Below are 17,543 nucleotides of genomic sequence, written 5' to 3' on the forward strand. Positions count from 1 at the left end.
TCAGGCCTGCCCTCCCATCCGGAATCGGATCTGCTCACCCTCTGGTGGCGGCGGTACCACTGATCGTCTATCAGCCTTCGTGGCGGCGCAGCGGTCGCCGGGGCGGTGGCCTACTCGTTCGGGGTGGCTCGGATACTCAAATGTCGATCGTCGCGGCTGGAGCGGCACGTTGTCCCTTTCGGGGTCGACCGTCCTGTTCACGGACTGTGACGGTCGCCGCAGCACGTCGGCTACACCGCGTGACCTGAGTTACCGTTTCACGAATCAGGTACCGTCCCCTGTCACATCGTCTTCGTACCAACCTGGTTGCCCGCCACAAGGGGGCCGCCGAACCGGAGGGACACACTCGTGAGGGTCCGTAGCGCAGTCCGCCAGGCCGGCCTCGTCGTGGCGATCGCCGCTCTGGCGGTGACCGCCGGATGTGCCAAGAAGGACGACAGCGAGGTCCAGGCCAGCGGCGTCAAGCTGGTCGAGAGCGGCAAGCTGACCGTCTGCACCCACCTGCCCTACCCGCCCTTCCAGTTCAAGGACGCCAGCGGCAAGGTCACCGGGTTCGACGTCGACGTGATGGACCTCGTGGCCAAGGAGTTGGGCGTCGAGCAGACGATCATCGACACGCCCTTCGAGGGGATCAAGTCCGGTCAGGACCTGAACACGGGCAAGTGCGACGTAGCCGCCGCCGGCATGACCATCACCGCCGAACGGCAGAAGGTGATGAACTTCTCCGACCCGTACTTCGACGCGACGCAGGCGATGCTGGTCAAGACCGGCAAGCCGTACAAGTCGCTCGACGACCTGCGGGGCAAGAAGCTCGGCGTGCAGGCGGCCACCACCGGTCGTGACTACGCGCGCAAGTTCGAGAAGGAGAAGGGCCTGCAGCTGGTCGAGTTCGAGGACCTCGCCGCCCTGCAGCAGGCAGTGGCGAACGGTCAGGTCGATGCCGCCGTCAACGACCTGCCGGTGTGGACCGAGTACCTCCGCAAGAACCCGGGTGGGTTCACGGTGACCGCCGAGTTCGACACTGGCGAGCAGTACGGGTTCTCGGTGAAGAAGGACGGCAACCCGGAGCTGCTCAAGAAGATCAACGAGACGCTGGCCAAGGCCAAGCAGGACGGCTCGTACGACACGATCTACTCCACGTGGATCGGCAAGCGGCCGAACGCCTGATCGAAGCTCAGGAGGGAAGGGCGCGCGGGATGCGCGCCCTTCCCGTCAGCACACTCCGGGAAGGCAACGAGCCAACGTGAAGCTGCGCCGCCGCCAGCGGGAACGACTGTCCCTCGGTATCCAGTACCTGGTCTTCGCCGCGATCATCGTCGCGGTGCTCGCCGCCGCGGACTGGGGTCGACTGGCTGACGCGTTCTTCCGCGTCGACATCATCGAGTCGATGTTCCCGACGATCATCACCGTGGCGCTGCGCAACACGATCCTCTACACGCTTGGCGCGTTCGCGTTCGGTCTCGTGTTCGGCACCGTCCTCGCGCTCATGCGACTGTCCCGGGTGGCGCCGTACCGCTGGCTGGCGACCGCGTACATCGAGCTGTTCCGGGGTCTGCCGGCGCTGCTGGTTCTCTTCCTCGTCGGGTACGGCATCCCCATCGCCTTCCCGGAGCGGGAGATCCCCGGCGGCGTGTTCGGCGCGATCGCGATCGGTCTCGGACTGACCGCCGCGGCGTACATGGCCGAGACCATCCGGGCCGGCATCCAGGCCGTGCCGAAGGGGCAGATGGAGGCGGCCCGCACCCTCGGCATGTCGCACTTCACCGCCATGCGCACGATCGTCATCCCGCAGGCGTTCCGGATCGTCATCCCGCCGCTGACGAACGAGCTGATCCTGCTCACCAAGGATTCGTCGCTGGCGTACGTGCTGGGTGTGACGGCACAGACCATCGAGGTCACCAAGTTCGGCCGGGACATGCTCAACGACCGGGTGAACGCCACCCCGCTGCTGGTGGCCGGCCTCGCCTACCTGGTCATCACCCTGCCGCTGTCCCAGGTGGTACGCCGCCTCGAACTCCGCTACGCCAAGGCCCGGTGACCCGCATGACGACCAGCCCGTCCCGCCCCGCCGTCGAGATCCGTGACCTGTACAAGTCCTTCGGCCCGATCGAGGTGCTCAAGGGCATCGACTTCGAGGTCGGTCAGGGCGAGGTGGTCTGCGTGATCGGGCCGTCCGGGTCCGGCAAGTCGACCCTGTTGCGTTGTGTGGACCTGTTGGAGGAACCGACCGCGGGCACGATCCGGGTCAACGGCGTGGAGATGACCGACCCGGACGTCGAGATCGACGCCGTGCGTCGGGGCATCGGCATGGTGTTCCAGTCGTTCAACCTGTTCCCGCACCTGACCGTGCTCAACAACCTCACGGTCGCGCAGCGCAAGGTGCTGCGGCGCGGCCGTGCCGAGGCCGAGCGGGTCGCGCGGGCCAACCTGGAGCGGGTCGGCCTGACCGACAAGGCCGACGCGTTCCCGGCGCAGCTCTCCGGTGGGCAGCAGCAGCGGGTCGCGATCGCCCGGTCGCTGTCGATGGAGCCGAAGCTGATGCTCTTCGACGAGCCGACCTCGGCGTTGGACCCTGAGCTGGTCGGTGACGTGCTCACCGTCATGCGCGGGCTGGCCGAGGACGGCATGACGATGATGGTGGTCACCCACGAGATGGCGTTCGCCCGGGACGTGGCGGACCGCGTCGTGTTCATGGACGGTGGCGTGGTCGTCGAGCAGGGGCCGCCGCAGGAGGTGCTGGGCGCGCCGAAGCACGAGCGGACGCGCGCCTTCCTCTCCCGGGTCCTCGACCCGACCCACGTGGCGCGGCTCGGTCAGCCTGAGCAGTCGCCCGCACAGCCCGAAGCCCCCAGCCTGCCGGCCGACGACCGCCACGATCTCTGACCCTCGCGGGCCTCGTCGATAGATGGCCCTCGTGATGTCACGGTAATCTTCCTGCAATCAGACCCTGTACTTTCGTCGATGGATTACATAAGTTGGGTTCATCCATCGAAAGTTCTGAGTCTTCCGAGCGAAGTCCGCGACGATCCTCACCCCAGTCGTGCAGCCGCCTTGTGCTCGGCGGTCGATGCACCCTGCGCTCGTCGCGTCTTCGCCCGGTCGGGAACGGAGACCCATGGACGATCACGCCGTTGGCTCCCATCGCCACCTGTCCCGTCGATCACTGATCGCCACCGGGGCGCTCGCAGCCGGAGCGTTGGGCGCGTCCGCCCCCACGCTCGGTGGCGCGTTCGGAAGTAGCCCAGCCCAGGCCGCCGCCGGAGTGACCAGGAAGGTCACCATCTACGCCGAGCAGTTGCCCGGCGGGCTGTTCGGGTACGGCCTCGCGCCCGGCCAGGCCACCGTGCCCGGGCCGGTGCTGGAGATCTACGAGGGTGACACCCTGGAGATCACGCTGGTCAACACCACCACCCAGCGGCTGTCCATCCATCCGCACGGGGTGGACTACAGCACCGACTCGGACGGCAGCCCGTTCAACGACTCCTTCAACGACCCGGGCGAGACGCGGACGTACGTCTGGCGATCACACGAGATGGTCGCCGCGGCGGGACGCCGGTACATGCCGGGCAGCGCCGGCTACTGGCACTACCACGACCACGCCATGGGCACCGACCACGGCACCGCCGGAGTTGCGAAGGGCCTGTACGGCGCGCTGATCGTCCGACGTCGGGGCGACATCCTGCCGGAGAAGCAGTTCACCGTCGTGTTCCACGACATGACGATCAACAACCGGATGGCCCCGGACACGCCCATCTTCGAGGCGAACCTGGGCCAGCGGGTGGAGTGGCTCGCCATCGGGCACGGCAACCTCTTCCACACCTTCCACCTGCACGCGCACCGCTGGGCGGACAACCGCACCGGAATGCTCGAAGGGCCGGCCGACCCGAGCCTGGTCGTCGACAACAAGGACCTCAACCCGGGCAGTTCGTTCGGGTTCCAGGTGCTGGCCGGGGAGGGCGTCGGACCCGGCGCGTGGATGTACCACTGCCACGTGCAGAACCACTCCGACGGCGGCATGGCCGGGATCTTCCTGGTGCGCAACGCCGACGGCAGCATGCCCCCCGGCGCCGAAGAGGCGATCCACCGGTTCCAGGGCCACACCCACACGCACGGAAGCTGACCGAAAGTGGGGACGGGGATGACCAGAGACGTACGACGAGCCCTCGCCGCGGTAGCGGCCTTCGCCACGCTGATCCCAGCCACGACCACGGCCACGGCGGCGGCAGCCGCGCCGCGAGCGGTGACCGCGGCGCCAGCGCAGGCGCAGCAGACCAGGACGGCCGTGCTCGTGTTCCACGGGCCGGTGACCGAGCAGCAGGACCCGGTGGCCCGCGCCGTGGACACCATCCGACAGCTTGCGGTCAGTCATGACATCGATGTCACAGCCACCACGGACCCGGCTGTGTTCACCGCGGCCGGGCTGTCCGCGTACCGGAGCGTGGTCTTCCTGTCCGCGACGGGCGCCGCGCTCAGCCGCGACCAGGAGTCGGCGCTACAGGCCTACATGAAGGCCGGCGGCGGCTTCGTCGGCATCGCCGACGCCGCCCGCGCGCAGGTCGACTCGGCCTGGTTCACCGGCCTGATCGGTGCCCGCCCGGCGGGCGCCATCCCGGTCGCCGAGCCGGTGTCCGCGGTGACCGCCAGCGGCGAGAACCCGCCGAACGAGACGAAGGAGAAGCTGACCGACGGCGACGCCAACACCAAGTGGCTGGTCCGGACCCCGACCGCGTGGGTGACGTACCAGCTGGCCGCGCCGAAGAGGATCACCGGGTACGCGCTGACGTCCGCCAACGACTTCGTCGGGCGGGACCCGAAGGACTGGACCCTGCAGGGCTCCACCGACGGTCAGAACTGGTCCGATCTGGACCAGCGCACCAACCAGACCTTCGCGGAACGGTTCCAGACCCGCCGGTTCGACATCGCCACGCCGCAGGAGTTCACCCGCTACCGGCTGAACATCACCGCCAACAGCGGTGAGCCGCTGATCCAGCTCGCCGACCTGCGCCTGTTCACCGGCGCGGCCACCGCGCCGCCGCCGACCCCCGTGAACCGGGCGGTGGTCGACATCCTGGACCGCAGACACCCGGCCACCGCGTCGCTGCCGCTGACCCTCACCCGGTCGGACCGCTGGGACAACTGGGACCCGAACCCGCTCGGCTCGGTGCACACCCTCGCCCAGGTGCAGGAGCGGCACTACGACCCGGGCCCCGGTGCCAACGGCCCGTTCCACCCGGTGTCCTGGTGCCGCGACTACGACGGCGGTCGGTCCTTCTACACCGGCATGGGCCACACCGAGGGCAGCTACGGCGAGGATGCGTTCCGCGCGCACCTGACCGGGGCGCTGAACTGGACCACCGGCCGCGTACGCGGCGACTGCCAGGCGACGATCGCCGCGAACTACAAGGTGGAGCGACTCACCGCCGCGAACCAGACCGGGCAGCTCGACCAGATCGGCGAGCCGCACGGACTCACCATCGCGCCCGACGGCACCGTCTTCTACGTCGGCAAGGCCGCCTGCCCGAGCGGTCCGATCGAGGACTGGAACGACCCGAACGTCGGCAAGGGCTGCGGCACCATCCACGCCTGGGACCCGCGCACCAAGCAGGCCAAGCTGCTCACCACCCTGGAGGTGATGGGCAACCGGGGCAGCGGCTCCGAGTTGGTGAAGAACGAGGAGGGGCTGCTCGGCATCGTGCCCGACCCGAAGTTCGCCGAGAACGGCTGGCTCTACGTCTACTGGATGCCGCACGAGTCGATCGACCGGGTGAAGCGGATCGGGCAGCGCACCGTCTCCCGCCTCACGTACGACCGTCAGGCGCAGACCATCGACGAGGGCACCCGCAAGGACCTCTTGCAGTTCCCGGTGCAGATCCACAGCTGCTGCCACGCCGGCGGTGGCATGGCGTTCGACGCCAAGGGCAACCTCTACGTCGGCTCCGGCGACAACAACTCCTCCGAGGGGTCGCAGGGATACTCCGGCAACAACTGGACGCAGGAGTACCAGGGAACCTCGTTCCAGGACGCCCGCCGCACGTCGGGTAACACCAACGACCTCGCCGGCAAGATTATCCGGATCCACCCGGAGTCGGACGGCACGTACACCATCCCGGAGGGCAACCTCTTCCCGCCGGGCACCGAGAAGACCCGGCCGGAGATCTACGTGATGGGCGTCCGCAACATCGCCCGCCTCCAGATCGACCCGGTGCACCAGTGGCTGACCGCCGGCTGGGTCGGCCCCGACGCCCCGTCGCCCAGCCCGACCCTCGGCCCGGCGAAGTACGAGACGGCCACCATCATCACCTCGGCCGGTAACCAGGGCTGGCCGTACTGCATGGGTAACCGGCAGCCGTACCGGGACCGCAGCACCACCGACGCCACGGTGCTGACCGGCTGGTACGACTGCGGCAACCTGAAGAACACCTCGCCGCGCAACACGGGCCTGGTGGACATCCCCGCCGCCCGGGACAACATGATCTGGTACTCACCCGACGGCGGCGGTCCCGTCTTCCCGAAGCGGACCGACGGCAGCGGCCTGCCCACCTACGTCGCCGCCGACGCCACCTACACCCAGCCGTACCTGCGCGGCGGCGGGCAGGCCATCATGTCCGGGCCCACCTACCACCGCAGCCTCGTCGACACCGGCAGCGGCATCGCGTGGCCGGAGCACTGGGACGGCAAGTGGCTCATCGGCGACCAGTCGAACGCGGCCAACCGGGTCGCGGTCACCGTCGACGAGGCCGGCGTGCCGCAGGCCGCCCCGCCGGTGTACGCCGAGTCGCTGCGGGCGATCATCCCCAGCGGCAACGGCGACAACCGGTTGCAGAGCTGGATGGACGCCAAGTTCGGCCCGGACGGCGCGCTCTACCTGCTCGACTACGGAGGCGGGTTCTTCAGCCTGCACCCCAACCAGAAGCTGATCCGGATCAGCTACACCGGTGGCGCGCCCACCCCGGCGCCCGCGGCGACCTCAGTGGCCGTGCAGAACAAGCCGTTGACGATCGCCTTCACCGGCTCGAAGTCCGGCGGCGTCAGCCACCGCTGGGAGTTCGGCGACGGCGCCACGTCGACCGAGGCCGACCCCCGACACACGTACGCCAAGGTCGGCACCTACACCGCGAAGCTCACCGTCACGTACGCCGACGGCGAGACGGCGACCGTGCGGACCACGGTCACGGTCGGCTGCGCGGTGCCCGACCCCCGGGGCACGGTGTGGCTCGGAGACACGGACACCGGCGTGCCCAGTCGTACGGTCGGGCAGGGCTGCACGATCAACGACCTCATCGACGACGAGAGCACCTGGCCCGACCACAACGCCTTCGTCCGGCACGTCAGCGCGGTGACCCGCACGTTGCAGGACGACGGTCTGCTCAACGCCCGTGAGTCGGGCACGCTCACCCGCCTGGCCGCCGCGTCCGACATCGGCCGGGACGGTCGCACCGGGTACGAGCCGCTCTACGACGGCACCGCCGAGTCGCTGCGCGGTTGGCAGCAGGCGCCGACGGGGTCGTTCAGCATCCAGCCCGACGGGGCACTGCGTTCCAGCGGCGGGCTCGGCATGCTCTGGCACACCAAGGAGTTGGCCGACTTCTCGCTGAAGGTGCAGTTCAAGGACATCGCACCGGGCACCAACCGGGCCAACACCGGTGTCTTCATCCGGTTCCCGGACCTGCGGGTTCCGCTGGAGCAGCGGCCACCGGGCAGTTGCGGCACCATCGGGTCGGCACGGACCTCGACGGCCTGGATGGCGATCTACTGCGGACACGAGATCCAGATCTACGACGGTGACAGCGGCGAGCCGCAGAAGACCGGCTCGGTCTACAACTTCGACCCGGCGTCGCTCGCCGAGGCCCGCGTCACGCCGAAGAACGTGTGGAACGACTACGAGATCCGGGTGGTCGGGCAGCACTACACGATGATCCGCAACGGTGTGGTGATCAACGAGTTCGACAACACGCCGGGCAAGCAGTCCTCCCGGGCCGGCGACCCGCCGACCGACCTGCGGCAGTTCCTGCGCGGCTTCATCGGCCTGCAGAACCACGGTGACAACGACCTGACCGAGTTCCGCAACATCCGCGTGCGGGAACTCTAGGAGAGACGATGATTCGACGAATCACGGCAGCGCTGGCGGCGTTCCTGCTCACGGCCGCACCATTGGCCGCGCCGCCCGCGTCCGCCGCGCCGCGCGCCGCCGCGGACCAGGTGCTGACCTGGACCGCCGACGACAACACCACGCGCTACAAGTCCGCGCCCACCACGGCGGTGGCCGGCGCGACGACGATCATCTGGGAGAACAGCGCGGCCACCGGCAACACCACCGGCATGCCGCACACGCTGACCTTCGACACGTCCACCGAGGGCTACAACCACGACGTCACACTCAACATCCTGGCCAGCCCGTTCGACGCCAACGACGGCCGCCACCAGGCGACCGTCACGCTGACCCCGGGTCGGTACCGCTACTTCTGCTCGATCCCCGGCCACAGCCAGATGGTCGGCGAGCTGGTGGTCACCGACGGCGGGGGAGGCGGCGACACCACGCCACCGACCGTCACCGCCGCCGTGTCCGGTGACCGCGACGGCGACGGCAACTACGTGGGCGCGGCGACGGTGACCATCACGGCCACCGACGCCGACTCCGGCGTGGGGACAGTCGAATACCAGGTCGACGACACCAGTTTCCAGCCGTACACCCAGCCCGTGCAGGTGAGCGCGGTCGGCGACCACTCGGTGCAGTTCCGTGCCACCGACCAGGCTGGCAACACCAGCGCGGTCGGCTCGGTGTCGTTCCGGGTCGTCGAGCCGACCGAGGAGGACACCACCGCGCCGGTGGTCACGGCCGCGCTGGCCGGCGACCGCGACGGCGACGGCAACTACGTCGGTACGGCCACCGCCACGTTGACCGCCACCGACGCCGGCTCGGGGGTCGCCACCATCGAGTACGCCCTCGACGACGCCGCCTTCACGGCGTACGCGAATCCGATCGTGGTGACCGCCGCCGGGATGCACATGCTGCACTACCGGGCCACCGACGTCGCCGGCAACACCTCGGCCGAGCAGATGGCCCACTTCACGGTCGTCGCGCCGCCGGCCGAGGACACCACAGCACCCACCGTCACGGCCACAGTGTCCGGTGACCGCGACGGCGACGGCGCGTACGTGGGCGCGGCGACGGTGACCGTCACGGCCACCGACGCCGACTCGGGTGTGGCGAAGATCGAGTACGCCCTCGACGCGGGCGCGTGGACTGCGTACACCGCTCCGGTCGCCGTCCGCACCGTGGGGGCGCACACCCTGCGCTACCGGGCGACCGACACCGCGCAGAACACCTCCGCCGAGCAGTCGGCGACGTTCACCGTGGTGGCCGACGGCACCGATGCCTGCCCCGCGTCCGACACCCGCGACACGGTGGTCATCGACGGGGCCGACACCGGAGTCGCCAACGTCGACGCCGGCGACGGCTGCACCATCAACGATCTGATCGACGAGCACGCCGACTACCCCGGCCACGCCGACTTCGTCCGGCACGTCGAGGCGGTCACCGCCGCGCTGGTGACCGCCGGAACGCTCAACAAGCGCCAGCAGGGCGCCATCGTCCGGGCCGCGGCCCGATCGGACGTCGGCGCATGAGCACCCGAATCCCATCGAGAGGGAGTACCACGATGCCCGGACGTACCGTCGCCAAGCTGGCCACCGTGAGCGCCGTCATCGCCGGCTCGGTGCTGGCCGTGGCACCCACCGCCCACGCCGACCTGGTCACCCACTGCATCGGCACGGGCGGTGCGGTGACCGTGCCCAACGACCTGCTCGTCCCGGCCGGTGAGTCCTGCGCGCTGACCGGCACCACGATCACCGGGAACGTCACGGTCGCTGTCGGCGCCAACCTGGTGGTGACCGGCGGCCGGGTCAGCGGCGAGGTACGCGTCGCCGCCGACGGCTACCTCGACGCCACCGACACGACCGTCGACGGCCAGGTGGTGGTGGCCGCCGGGGGCTACGGCCTCTTCCTGAAGAACGCGCAGACCGGTGCGCTGACCGTCCGGCCGAAGGGCTCGGCGACCATCGACGGTTTCCTGTTCGCCGAGGCGTCGACGATCGGCGGCAACGTCACCGTCGGCGCCGGCGAGGTACGCCTTGACGACGGCACCCAGGTGACGCGCAACCTCAGCAGCACCGGCACCTATTACACCGACGTGCACGACTCGTTCGTCGACGGCACCCTGTCGGTGCTCAACAGCGCCACCGGCAGCGTCGTGTGCGGCAGCGCCGTCCGGGGCAGGGCCACCTTCGCCGGCAACCTCGGCGGCGTCCAGCTCGGGCCGAACGGCGCCCTCGACAGTTGCGCCTCCGGCGGCTACTGGGGCACGGACGTCAGCGTCACCAGCACCACCGGTGGCGTCACCGTCGACGACAACATCATCAACGGTCAGTTGACCGTGACGGGCAACAACCCGGCCGCGCAGGTGGCCGCGAACAACCGCATCCGGGGCGGTGTGACGGGCGACCAGGCCGCGCCGAGCGCCAACCGGGCGGCCCGGATGGCCGCGGCCGACCGGGAGGACGCGGGCGACCAGCGGGCCGAGGTTCGTCGTACCTCGGCGGTGCGGGAGGCCACCGAGGCGGGCGCCGCGAAGCTCTGACGGTCAGGTCACGGCGGCGGCCGGTCACCCCCAGATCCGGGGGAGACCGGCCGTTGTCGTGGCGGCCCCGGCCGGGAGGGCTACGCGCGCCCGGCGTCGAGGGTGAGGTTGACGCCGTTGGCAGCCGCGTTCTCCAGCAGGAAGACGCATCCGTCGACGATCTGCCGCATGGTGGGCAGCTCCCCGGTCAGGGAGATCTTGCGCAGCGGGTCGAGGACGGCCTGCTTGTCCACCCACGCGGGACTGTCGGTGACCGCGCCCGGGTGGATCGAGTTGACCCGTGCCGGGGCGAGTTCCACGCTCAGGGTGCGCACCAGCCCCACCACCCCGGCGTTGACGCTGGACAGCACGGTGGAGCCTGGGTACGGGTGGTCCTTGGCCATCCCACCGAACAGCAGCACGGCGGCACCCGGTGCGAGGCGGTCGCGGAGGGCGGCCGCCACCGCCGCATAGCCGACGATCTTGGTGGTCGCGAGGGCCACGGCCTCCGTCACCGAGAAGGCCGCGACGGTGTTCCGGTCCCGGATCATGCCGGCGACGGCGACCCGGTCCACTCGCTGCACAGTCCTGAGCGCCTCCGCGACCGACTCCGGGTGGGACAGGTCGAGCGCCAGTCCGGACACACGGCCTCCGGTCTCGGTGGCGAGTCGCTCCGCCTCGACACCGGCCCGTTCGGCCGCCCGTCCGGTAATAATCACCTCGTTGCCCCGCCTGGCGTACTCGGCGGCCAATTCGCGGCCAATGCCCTGTGTGGCGCCCACCACAACGATTCTCACAACCTGCTCACTCTCTCTGGTGTGCGGGAAATCACCGTACCGGTAAGGAATTCGGCCACCGGAGGTGCACCGCCGCCCTAATTTAGTCACATGTCCCGGCACCCGCGATGGCGCGGTTGTCGCCACCAGCCGCCGGTAAGTCGAAATCCAGCGGTCGTACACCGGCCCTTCCTAGTCTTTCGACGGTGGGTGGGTCGACTGTCACCAGAGCGGGACTGCCGCGTCATGGCGTCGCCACCACGCCGTCACCGACAATTACGGAGTAGTTGAAGCACGCTATGCCCGCGACCAGGAAAACCAGAGCCGCGCCACGTCGCCCCGATCAGGCGTGGTCCCGCGGCCTCGAGCCGTTCGGCTTGGACGATTTCGCAGCCGCGGAGTACGGGAAGTTGTTCGGATCCTTCGCGGTCGACGACGACGGAACGATCGCGGTGCGGGAACTCGTCGACCGGCTGCGAGCCGCAGGCATCTCCGAGACGGACCCGCGTCTGGTCGAGGTGCGGTCCGCCGCCAGCGGTGTCGGTCCGACACGTATCGATATGTCTCGATTCATCGCGTGGTGCAGGACGAGTGGCGGTGTCATCGAAAGGTCACTTCGCGGGGACCTCGTCATTCCGGACTTCGCCGCATTGCAGGCGGAGATCTTCTCGATCTACGAGGGCCTCAGGGGTGTCGACGGGGGGCAGGTCGCCGATTACATCCCGCAGCTCGGCCGCGTCGATCCGGAGAATTTCGGGATCTCGCTGTGCACCACCGACGGGCAGCGCTTCGCGGTGGGGGATGCGGAGACCCCGTTCTGCGTCCAGTCGGTCTGCAAGCCGATCAACTATTGTCTCGCGCTGGAACAGCACGGTGCCGAACAGGTCCACCGGCACGTGGGACGGGAACCCAGCGGTCGAGGGTTCAACGAGCTGACATTGAACAACGAGGGCCTTCCGCACAACCCGATGATCAATTCTGGCGCGATCATGTGCTGCTCGTTGCTGCGCCCGAGTTGGGAGATGGCCGACCGTTTCGACCACGTCGCCGAAACGTGGCGCAGATTGGCTGGCGGCGGGACGGTCGGCTTCAACAATGCCGTCTATCTCTCGGAACGGCGTACGGCGGATCGGAACTTCGCTCTCGGGTACTTCATGCGCGAGCACCGGGCCTTTCCGGACGGCACCGACCTCACCGAGACGCTGGAGTTCTACTTCCAGTGCTGTTCCATCGAGGTCGACGCGCGGTCGCTGTCGGTCGTTGCCGCGTCGCTCGCCAACGGTGGTGTCAATCCCCTCACCCGGGAGCGGATCTTCTCCGCCGACACCGCGCGCAAGTGCCTGTCGCTGATGTCGTCGTGCGGGATGTACGACTACTCGGGGGAGTTCGCCTTCACCATCGGTCTGCCGGCCAAGAGCGGTGTCTCCGGCGGACTGATGATCGTGGTTCCCGGCGTGATGGGCGTCTGCGTCTGGTCGCCCCGCCTCGACGCGCTCGGCAACTCCGTCCGGGGAGTCGCGTTCTGCAAGGAACTCATCAACCGGTTCAACTTCCACGTCTACGACTCGTTGGCCGCCGGCGAGGACTCCGGCAAACGCGACCCGCGTCGCGGCAGGAACGAGGACGAGGTGGCGTCGACCACGCGGTTGCTGTGGGCCGCCAGTCACGGCGATCTGGAGTACGTCCGGCTCGCGCTGGCCGCGGGGAAGGATCCGAACTCCGCTGACTACGACCGGCGGACGGCGCTGCACCTGGCTGCCTCCGACGGAAACCTCGACGTGGTCCAGTACCTCCTGGACCGCGGAGCTGATCCAACTCTGCGGGACCGCTGGGGAGGCACTGCGCTCTCCGACGCCGAACGCGGAGCACACGACAACGTTGTCGCGCTGCTCGGGTCGACGCTGGGCGAGAGCCAGGCGTTGGCCACCCCCGTGCGAACCGACGCGCCGCTCGCGGCGGTCTGAACGTCGGTTCCACCGATCACGACTACCTGGGCCATCCGGCCCGAGCACAGGAGAAGAGACCCATGGCTTACAAGGCTGAATACATCTGGATCGACGGCACCGCGCCGACCGCGAAGCTCCGGTCGAAGACGAAGATCATCGAGGACGGCGTCGCACCGGGCACGTGGGGCTTCGACGGCTCCAGCACCAACCAGGCCGAGGGCAGCAGCTCCGACCGCGTCCTCGAGCCGGTCGCCACCTACGCCGACCCCATCCGCGGCGGGGCGCACCTGCTGGTGCTCTGCGAGGTGTTCAACACCGACGGCACCCCGCACGAGTCCAACACGCGGGCGCTGCTGCGCCCGGTGGCGGAGCAGTTCGCCGCCCAGGAGTCGCTGTTCGGCATCGAGCAGGAGTACACCTTCTTCAAGGGCTCCCGCCCGCTCGGCTTCCCGGACGGCGGCTACCCGGCTCCGCAGGGCGGCTACTACTGCGGCGTCGGCGCGGACGAGATCTACGGCCGCGCGGTGGTCGAGAAGCACCTGGACAACTGCCTCGCCGCGGGCCTGTCCCTCTCCGGCATCAACGCCGAGGTCATGCCCGGCCAGTGGGAGTTCCAGGTCGGTCCGCTGTCCCCGCTGGAGGTCTCCGACCAGCTGTGGATCGCCCGCTGGCTCCTGCACCGCACGGCCGAGGACTTCGGTATCTCCGCGACCCTGGAGCCGAAGCCCGCGCGGGGTGACTGGAACGGCGCTGGCGCCCACACCAACTTCTCGACGCGCGCGATGCGCGAGAACTACCCGGCGATCATCGAGGCCTGCGAGGCCCTCGGCCGGGGTGACAAGCCCGCGGAGCACATCCGCAACTACGGCGCCGGCGTCGAGGCCCGCCTGACCGGCGCGCACGAGACGGCGCCCTGGAACGAGTACAGCTACGGCGTCTCGGACCGCGGTGCCTCCGTCCGCATCCCGTGGCAGGTGGAGATCGACAAGAAGGGCTACATCGAGGACCGTCGGCCCAACGCCAACGTCGACCCGTACACCGTCACCCGCCTCATCGTCGACACCTGCTGCAGCGCCCTGGAGGCCGCCGACCTCGTGTGAGGCACGCGGCCCACGGTCCGCGGACGACATTCACCACGCCGCAGTGCTGCGGCAGCTATTACGACATGGAGTGCATCTCGATGCCAGACGGCTTCGACGCGGGGGATACCGCATTCGTTCTGATCAGCGCCGCGTTGGTCATGCTGATGACCCCGGGCCTGGCGTTCTTCTACGGCGGCATGGTTCGCGTGAAGAGCGTTCTCAACATGCTGCTGATGAGCTTCATCAGCCTGGGCATCGTCAGCGTGCTCTGGGTGACCTACGGATACTCGCTCGCCTTCGGCGATGACGTCGGTGGACGCGGACTCATCGGTGACCTGGGCAACGTGGGCATGAGCGGGATCTCGGACACCACGTTGACGGGCAGCATTCCGGTGCTCGCCTTCGCGGTCTTCCAGATGATGTTCGCCGTCATCACGCCCGCGCTGATCAGCGGGGCGATCGCTGACCGTGCCAAGTTCGGCGCGTGGATGCTGTTCGTCGCGCTCTGGGTGACCGTGGTGTATTTCCCGGTGGCCCACTGGGTGTGGCAGGCGGACGGTTGGATCTTCAAGCTCGGCGTGAAGGACTTCGCCGGAGGCACGGCGGTCCACATCAACGCCGGCATGGCCGCCCTCGGCGCGCTTCTCGTCCTCGGCAACCGGGTCGGCTTCAGGCGTGAGTCGATGCGGGCGCACAGCCTGCCGCTCGTGATGCTCGGCTCGGGCCTGCTGTGGTTCGGGTGGTTCGGGTTCAACGCCGGCTCGGCTCTCGCCGCCAACGGCACCGCCAGCGTCGCCTTCATGAACACCCAGGTGGCGGCCGGTGCCGGCATGATCGGATGGCTCCTCTGGGAGCGCGTACGCAAGGGTGGTTTCACCTCCCTGGGCGCCGCGTCGGGCGCGGTCGCCGGCCTGGTGGCCATCACCCCCGCCTGTGCGGTCGTGAACACCTGGGGTGCGATCGCCATCGGTGTCATCGCCGGTGTCGTCTGCGCCTTGGCCGTCGGCCTCAAGGACCGCTTCGGCTACGACGACACGCTGGACGTCGTGGCGGTTCACGCGGTCGGCGGTTTCGTCGGCACGCTGCTCATCGGAGTGTTCGACACGACCGACGGCCTCGTCGCCGGTGCCGGTGCCGGGCAACTGGGGAAGCAGGCGGTCGGCGCCCTCGCCGTCGCCGCGTATTCGGTGGCGCTGACCTGGCTGCTCGTCAAGATCATTGATATGACGATCGGCTTCCGGGTGCGGCGATCGGACGAGGTCACCGGCATCGACCAGGTTCTGCACGCGGAGAGCGCCTACGACTTCGACGCGAGCAGGGGGCACGCCGCCCCTGCCGATTCGACAGGCGGCTGGGCGCAGGACAGGACCGCTCAGCACCCGACCGTGGGCGTCGTCAACGGCCCGTACACCCGCTGACCGACTGCGACGGACGTCGCCGTGGTGGTCTGGACCGGGAGGGGTACGCCAACCCTCCCGGTCCGCGGGCGTACGGGTGCGTGCGTCGGCGGGAACCGCTCCGCGCCGGCAGCCCCTGAACCACGCTGGAATCTGACGCTGACGTGAGAGGTAGTATCGTCGGCGTCGCCAGGTGGGGGGAGGGGTCGTGCGGATCGGAGAACTCGCCGCCAGCACGGGTGTGTCGGTGCGTGCCCTGCGCTACTACGAGGAGCAGTCGCTGCTGATCCCCGGGCGCAGCGGAGGCGGCCAGCGCCACTACGACCAGGAGGCGGTCGACCGCGTCCAGCTCATCCAGACGCTGTACGCCGCGGGTCTGTCCAGCAGGACGATCCTGGGTCTGCTGCCCTGTGTCGACGCGAAGGTCAACACTCCGCAGTCCCGTGCCCTGCTGAACGCCGAACGTGACCGCATCACCCGGCAGATCGGCCAACTCGCCCAGGTCAGGGACCGGCTCGACGCGGTGATCAGCGCCAGCGAGGCCCCGGGCAACGGCTGCGTCTACACGGACGCCGCACCGCGGTAGTCGCCCGTGGGGCGGTGCTGTCGTACGGTCGTGGGCGGTGCGCCGAGGGTGAGGTCGGGGATGCCGTAGAACTGGTCCAGGACCTGCATCGCGGCACCGGCGGCGATCACGTCCGCGCCCAGGCTGGACAGGGTCACCGTCGGGGCCAGCCAGTCCGTGCGCCGCACGTCCGTGCGGACGGCCTGCTCGACCGCCGCGCGGTAGACCTCCGCGTGGCGCAGCAGATCCGCACCGGCCAGCACCACGTGGGCGAGGTCGAGGGTCTGGAGCAGGTTGACGACGCCGATCGCCAGGACACGGGCCGCACGAGCAGTGTCCCCCGCCTCGGTGGCGCGCAGGTGGACGACCTCCAGGCAGCCGTGCCGTCCGCAGACGCAGCCCGGCCCGTCCAGGGCGACGACCGTGTGCCCGAACTCACCGGCGTTGGTGTGCGCGCCCCGGTGGGCGGCGCCGCCCAACCAGAAGCCACCGCCGATGCCGGATTCGACCATGATGAGCGCCGCGTCACCGAACGCCGCACCCTGCCGCCACGCCTCGGCCGTGATCCCGGCGGTCACGTCCTTGTCCAGGTGCACCGGCAGCCCCAGCCGCGCCTCGGCCAGCGCGCGCAGCGGTACGTCGTGCCAGTGCCGCAGGCCGTGTGCGTCGCGGACCAGCCCGTTCGCGTGGTCGAGTGGCCCGATCATGCCGAGACCCACCCCGGTCAGGCGGCTGCGCGGCGCGGTGTCGGCGGTGATCGCGTCGATGCCGGCGCTCAGGGCGTCGAGGAGTTGCTCCGGGGTGAAGTCCTCCGGCAGCGGGCTGACCGTCGAGTGGCGCACGACGCCGGCCAGGTCGACCAGGACCAGGCGCAGCGTGCGCCGGGCGACGTGCGCGCCGATCGCGTACCGGCTGTCGGGGACCAGTTCGTAGACGACCGCGGGTTTGCCGATGCCGGGACGCCGGACACCGGCGGGGCGGATCAGCCCGTCGGCGGTCAGGCGGGCGATGACCTTGGAGACCGCCTGCGGCGTCAGGCCGGTGGCGGCGACGACCGTCGACCGCTCGAACGTCCGCGCGGTGCGCCCCACGGCCATGACGAGCGCCTGGTTGTATCCGCGCAGGAACGTCACGTCGGCTGTGGTGCGCGTCATCTCGCCA

At 69.4% G+C, this 17,543-nt stretch carries 13 protein-coding genes; 11 read left to right on the forward strand and 2 right to left on the reverse strand.

The genetic code is table 11. The annotated features are described in order from the left end of the window. Positions 1-348: 348 nt before the first annotated feature. The 7 genes from ACGFH9_RS06180 to ACGFH9_RS06210 all read left to right on the forward strand — a co-directional run bounded on the left by ACGFH9_RS06180 (position 349) and on the right by ACGFH9_RS06210 (position 10,637). Positions 349-1,167 carry a basic amino acid ABC transporter substrate-binding protein gene (locus ACGFH9_RS06180; protein WP_393216072.1) on the forward strand — a complete coding sequence of 273 codons (819 nt, stop codon included), beginning with the start codon at positions 349-351 and terminating at the stop codon, positions 1,165-1,167. Positions 1,168-1,243: 76 nt separating this feature from the next. Beyond that, on the forward strand, positions 1,244-2,038 hold the full coding sequence (locus tag ACGFH9_RS06185) for an amino acid ABC transporter permease (protein ID WP_393216075.1): 795 nt from the start codon (positions 1,244-1,246) through the stop codon (positions 2,036-2,038). A 5-nt stretch (positions 2,039-2,043) separates the two neighbouring features. Further along, complete coding sequence (locus ACGFH9_RS06190; protein ID WP_393216078.1) at positions 2,044-2,883, forward strand: amino acid ABC transporter ATP-binding protein; 840 nt, start codon at positions 2,044-2,046, stop codon at positions 2,881-2,883. 232 nt (positions 2,884-3,115) lie between these two features. Then, positions 3,116-4,120: a multicopper oxidase domain-containing protein gene (locus tag ACGFH9_RS06195; protein WP_393216081.1), complete on the forward strand. Its 1,005-nt coding sequence runs from the start codon at positions 3,116-3,118 to the stop codon at positions 4,118-4,120. Positions 4,121-4,138: 18 nt separating this feature from the next. Beyond that, positions 4,139-8,089 carry a ThuA domain-containing protein gene (locus ACGFH9_RS06200; RefSeq protein WP_393216084.1) on the forward strand — a complete coding sequence of 1,317 codons (3,951 nt, stop codon included), beginning with the start codon at positions 4,139-4,141 and terminating at the stop codon, positions 8,087-8,089. An 8-nt stretch (positions 8,090-8,097) separates the two neighbouring features. Next, a complete protein-coding gene (locus ACGFH9_RS06205; protein ID WP_393216087.1) occupies positions 8,098-9,627 on the forward strand; it encodes an OmpL47-type beta-barrel domain-containing protein in 1,530 nt (509 codons plus the stop codon). Positions 9,628-9,659: 32 nt separating this feature from the next. Then, on the forward strand, positions 9,660-10,637 hold the full coding sequence (locus tag ACGFH9_RS06210) for a hypothetical protein (protein ID WP_393216090.1): 978 nt from the start codon (positions 9,660-9,662) through the stop codon (positions 10,635-10,637). An 80-nt stretch (positions 10,638-10,717) separates the two neighbouring features. On the opposite strand, the gene ACGFH9_RS06215 is transcribed toward ACGFH9_RS06210, so the two are convergent. Beyond that, positions 10,718-11,398, reverse strand: a complete 681-nt coding sequence (locus ACGFH9_RS06215; RefSeq protein ID WP_393216093.1) for an SDR family NAD(P)-dependent oxidoreductase — start codon at positions 11,396-11,398, stop codon at positions 10,718-10,720. Positions 11,399-11,769: 371 nt separating this feature from the next. Here ACGFH9_RS06215 and glsA point away from each other — a divergent pair, with 371 nt between their 5' ends. From glsA to ACGFH9_RS06235, 4 genes are all read left to right on the forward strand, one after another. Then, positions 11,770-13,356, forward strand: a complete 1,587-nt coding sequence (gene glsA, locus ACGFH9_RS06220; protein WP_393216096.1) for a glutaminase A — start codon at positions 11,770-11,772, stop codon at positions 13,354-13,356. A gap of 62 nt (positions 13,357-13,418) precedes the next feature. Beyond that, a complete protein-coding gene (gene glnII / locus ACGFH9_RS06225; protein ID WP_355240943.1) occupies positions 13,419-14,438 on the forward strand; it encodes a glutamine synthetase in 1,020 nt (339 codons plus the stop codon). A gap of 80 nt (positions 14,439-14,518) precedes the next feature. After that, the gene (locus ACGFH9_RS06230; protein ID WP_393216100.1) at positions 14,519-15,838 is read left to right on the forward strand and encodes an ammonium transporter; all 1,320 of its coding nucleotides are present in this window, start codon (positions 14,519-14,521) and stop codon (positions 15,836-15,838) included. Positions 15,839-16,025: 187 nt separating this feature from the next. Further along, positions 16,026-16,403 carry a MerR family transcriptional regulator gene (locus ACGFH9_RS06235; protein ID WP_393216103.1) on the forward strand — a complete coding sequence of 126 codons (378 nt, stop codon included), beginning with the start codon at positions 16,026-16,028 and terminating at the stop codon, positions 16,401-16,403. On the opposite strand, the gene ACGFH9_RS06240 is transcribed toward ACGFH9_RS06235, so the two are convergent. After that, positions 16,379-17,536 carry an ROK family protein gene (locus ACGFH9_RS06240; RefSeq protein ID WP_393216106.1) on the reverse strand — a complete coding sequence of 386 codons (1,158 nt, stop codon included), beginning with the start codon at positions 17,534-17,536 and terminating at the stop codon, positions 16,379-16,381. The genes ACGFH9_RS06235 and ACGFH9_RS06240 overlap by 25 nt on opposite strands. Between the last annotated feature and the right edge of the window lie 7 nt (positions 17,537-17,543).

The organism is Micromonospora sp. NPDC049102 (assembly GCF_043197485.1).
Classification (GTDB): domain Bacteria; phylum Actinomycetota; class Actinomycetes; order Mycobacteriales; family Micromonosporaceae; genus Micromonospora.

Bases quoted from the DNA above. Each gene is read 5' to 3' on its own strand.
- ACGFH9_RS06200 (WP_393216084.1), top strand. From the start codon at position 4,139: ATGACCAGAGACGTACGACGAGCCCTCGCCGCGGTAGCGGCCTTCGCC.
- ACGFH9_RS06205 (WP_393216087.1), top strand. From the start codon at position 8,098: ATGATTCGACGAATCACGGCAGCGCTGGCGGCGTTCCTGCTCACGGCC.
- ACGFH9_RS06195 (WP_393216081.1), top strand. From the start codon at position 3,116: ATGGACGATCACGCCGTTGGCTCCCATCGCCACCTGTCCCGTCGATCA.
- ACGFH9_RS06230 (WP_393216100.1), top strand. From the start codon at position 14,519: ATGCCAGACGGCTTCGACGCGGGGGATACCGCATTCGTTCTGATCAGC.
- ACGFH9_RS06240 (WP_393216106.1), bottom strand. From the start codon at position 17,536: ATGACGCGCACCACAGCCGACGTGACGTTCCTGCGCGGATACAACCAG.
- ACGFH9_RS06210 (WP_393216090.1), top strand. From the start codon at position 9,660: ATGCCCGGACGTACCGTCGCCAAGCTGGCCACCGTGAGCGCCGTCATC.
- glnII (WP_355240943.1), top strand. From the start codon at position 13,419: ATGGCTTACAAGGCTGAATACATCTGGATCGACGGCACCGCGCCGACC.
- ACGFH9_RS06190 (WP_393216078.1), top strand. From the start codon at position 2,044: ATGACGACCAGCCCGTCCCGCCCCGCCGTCGAGATCCGTGACCTGTAC.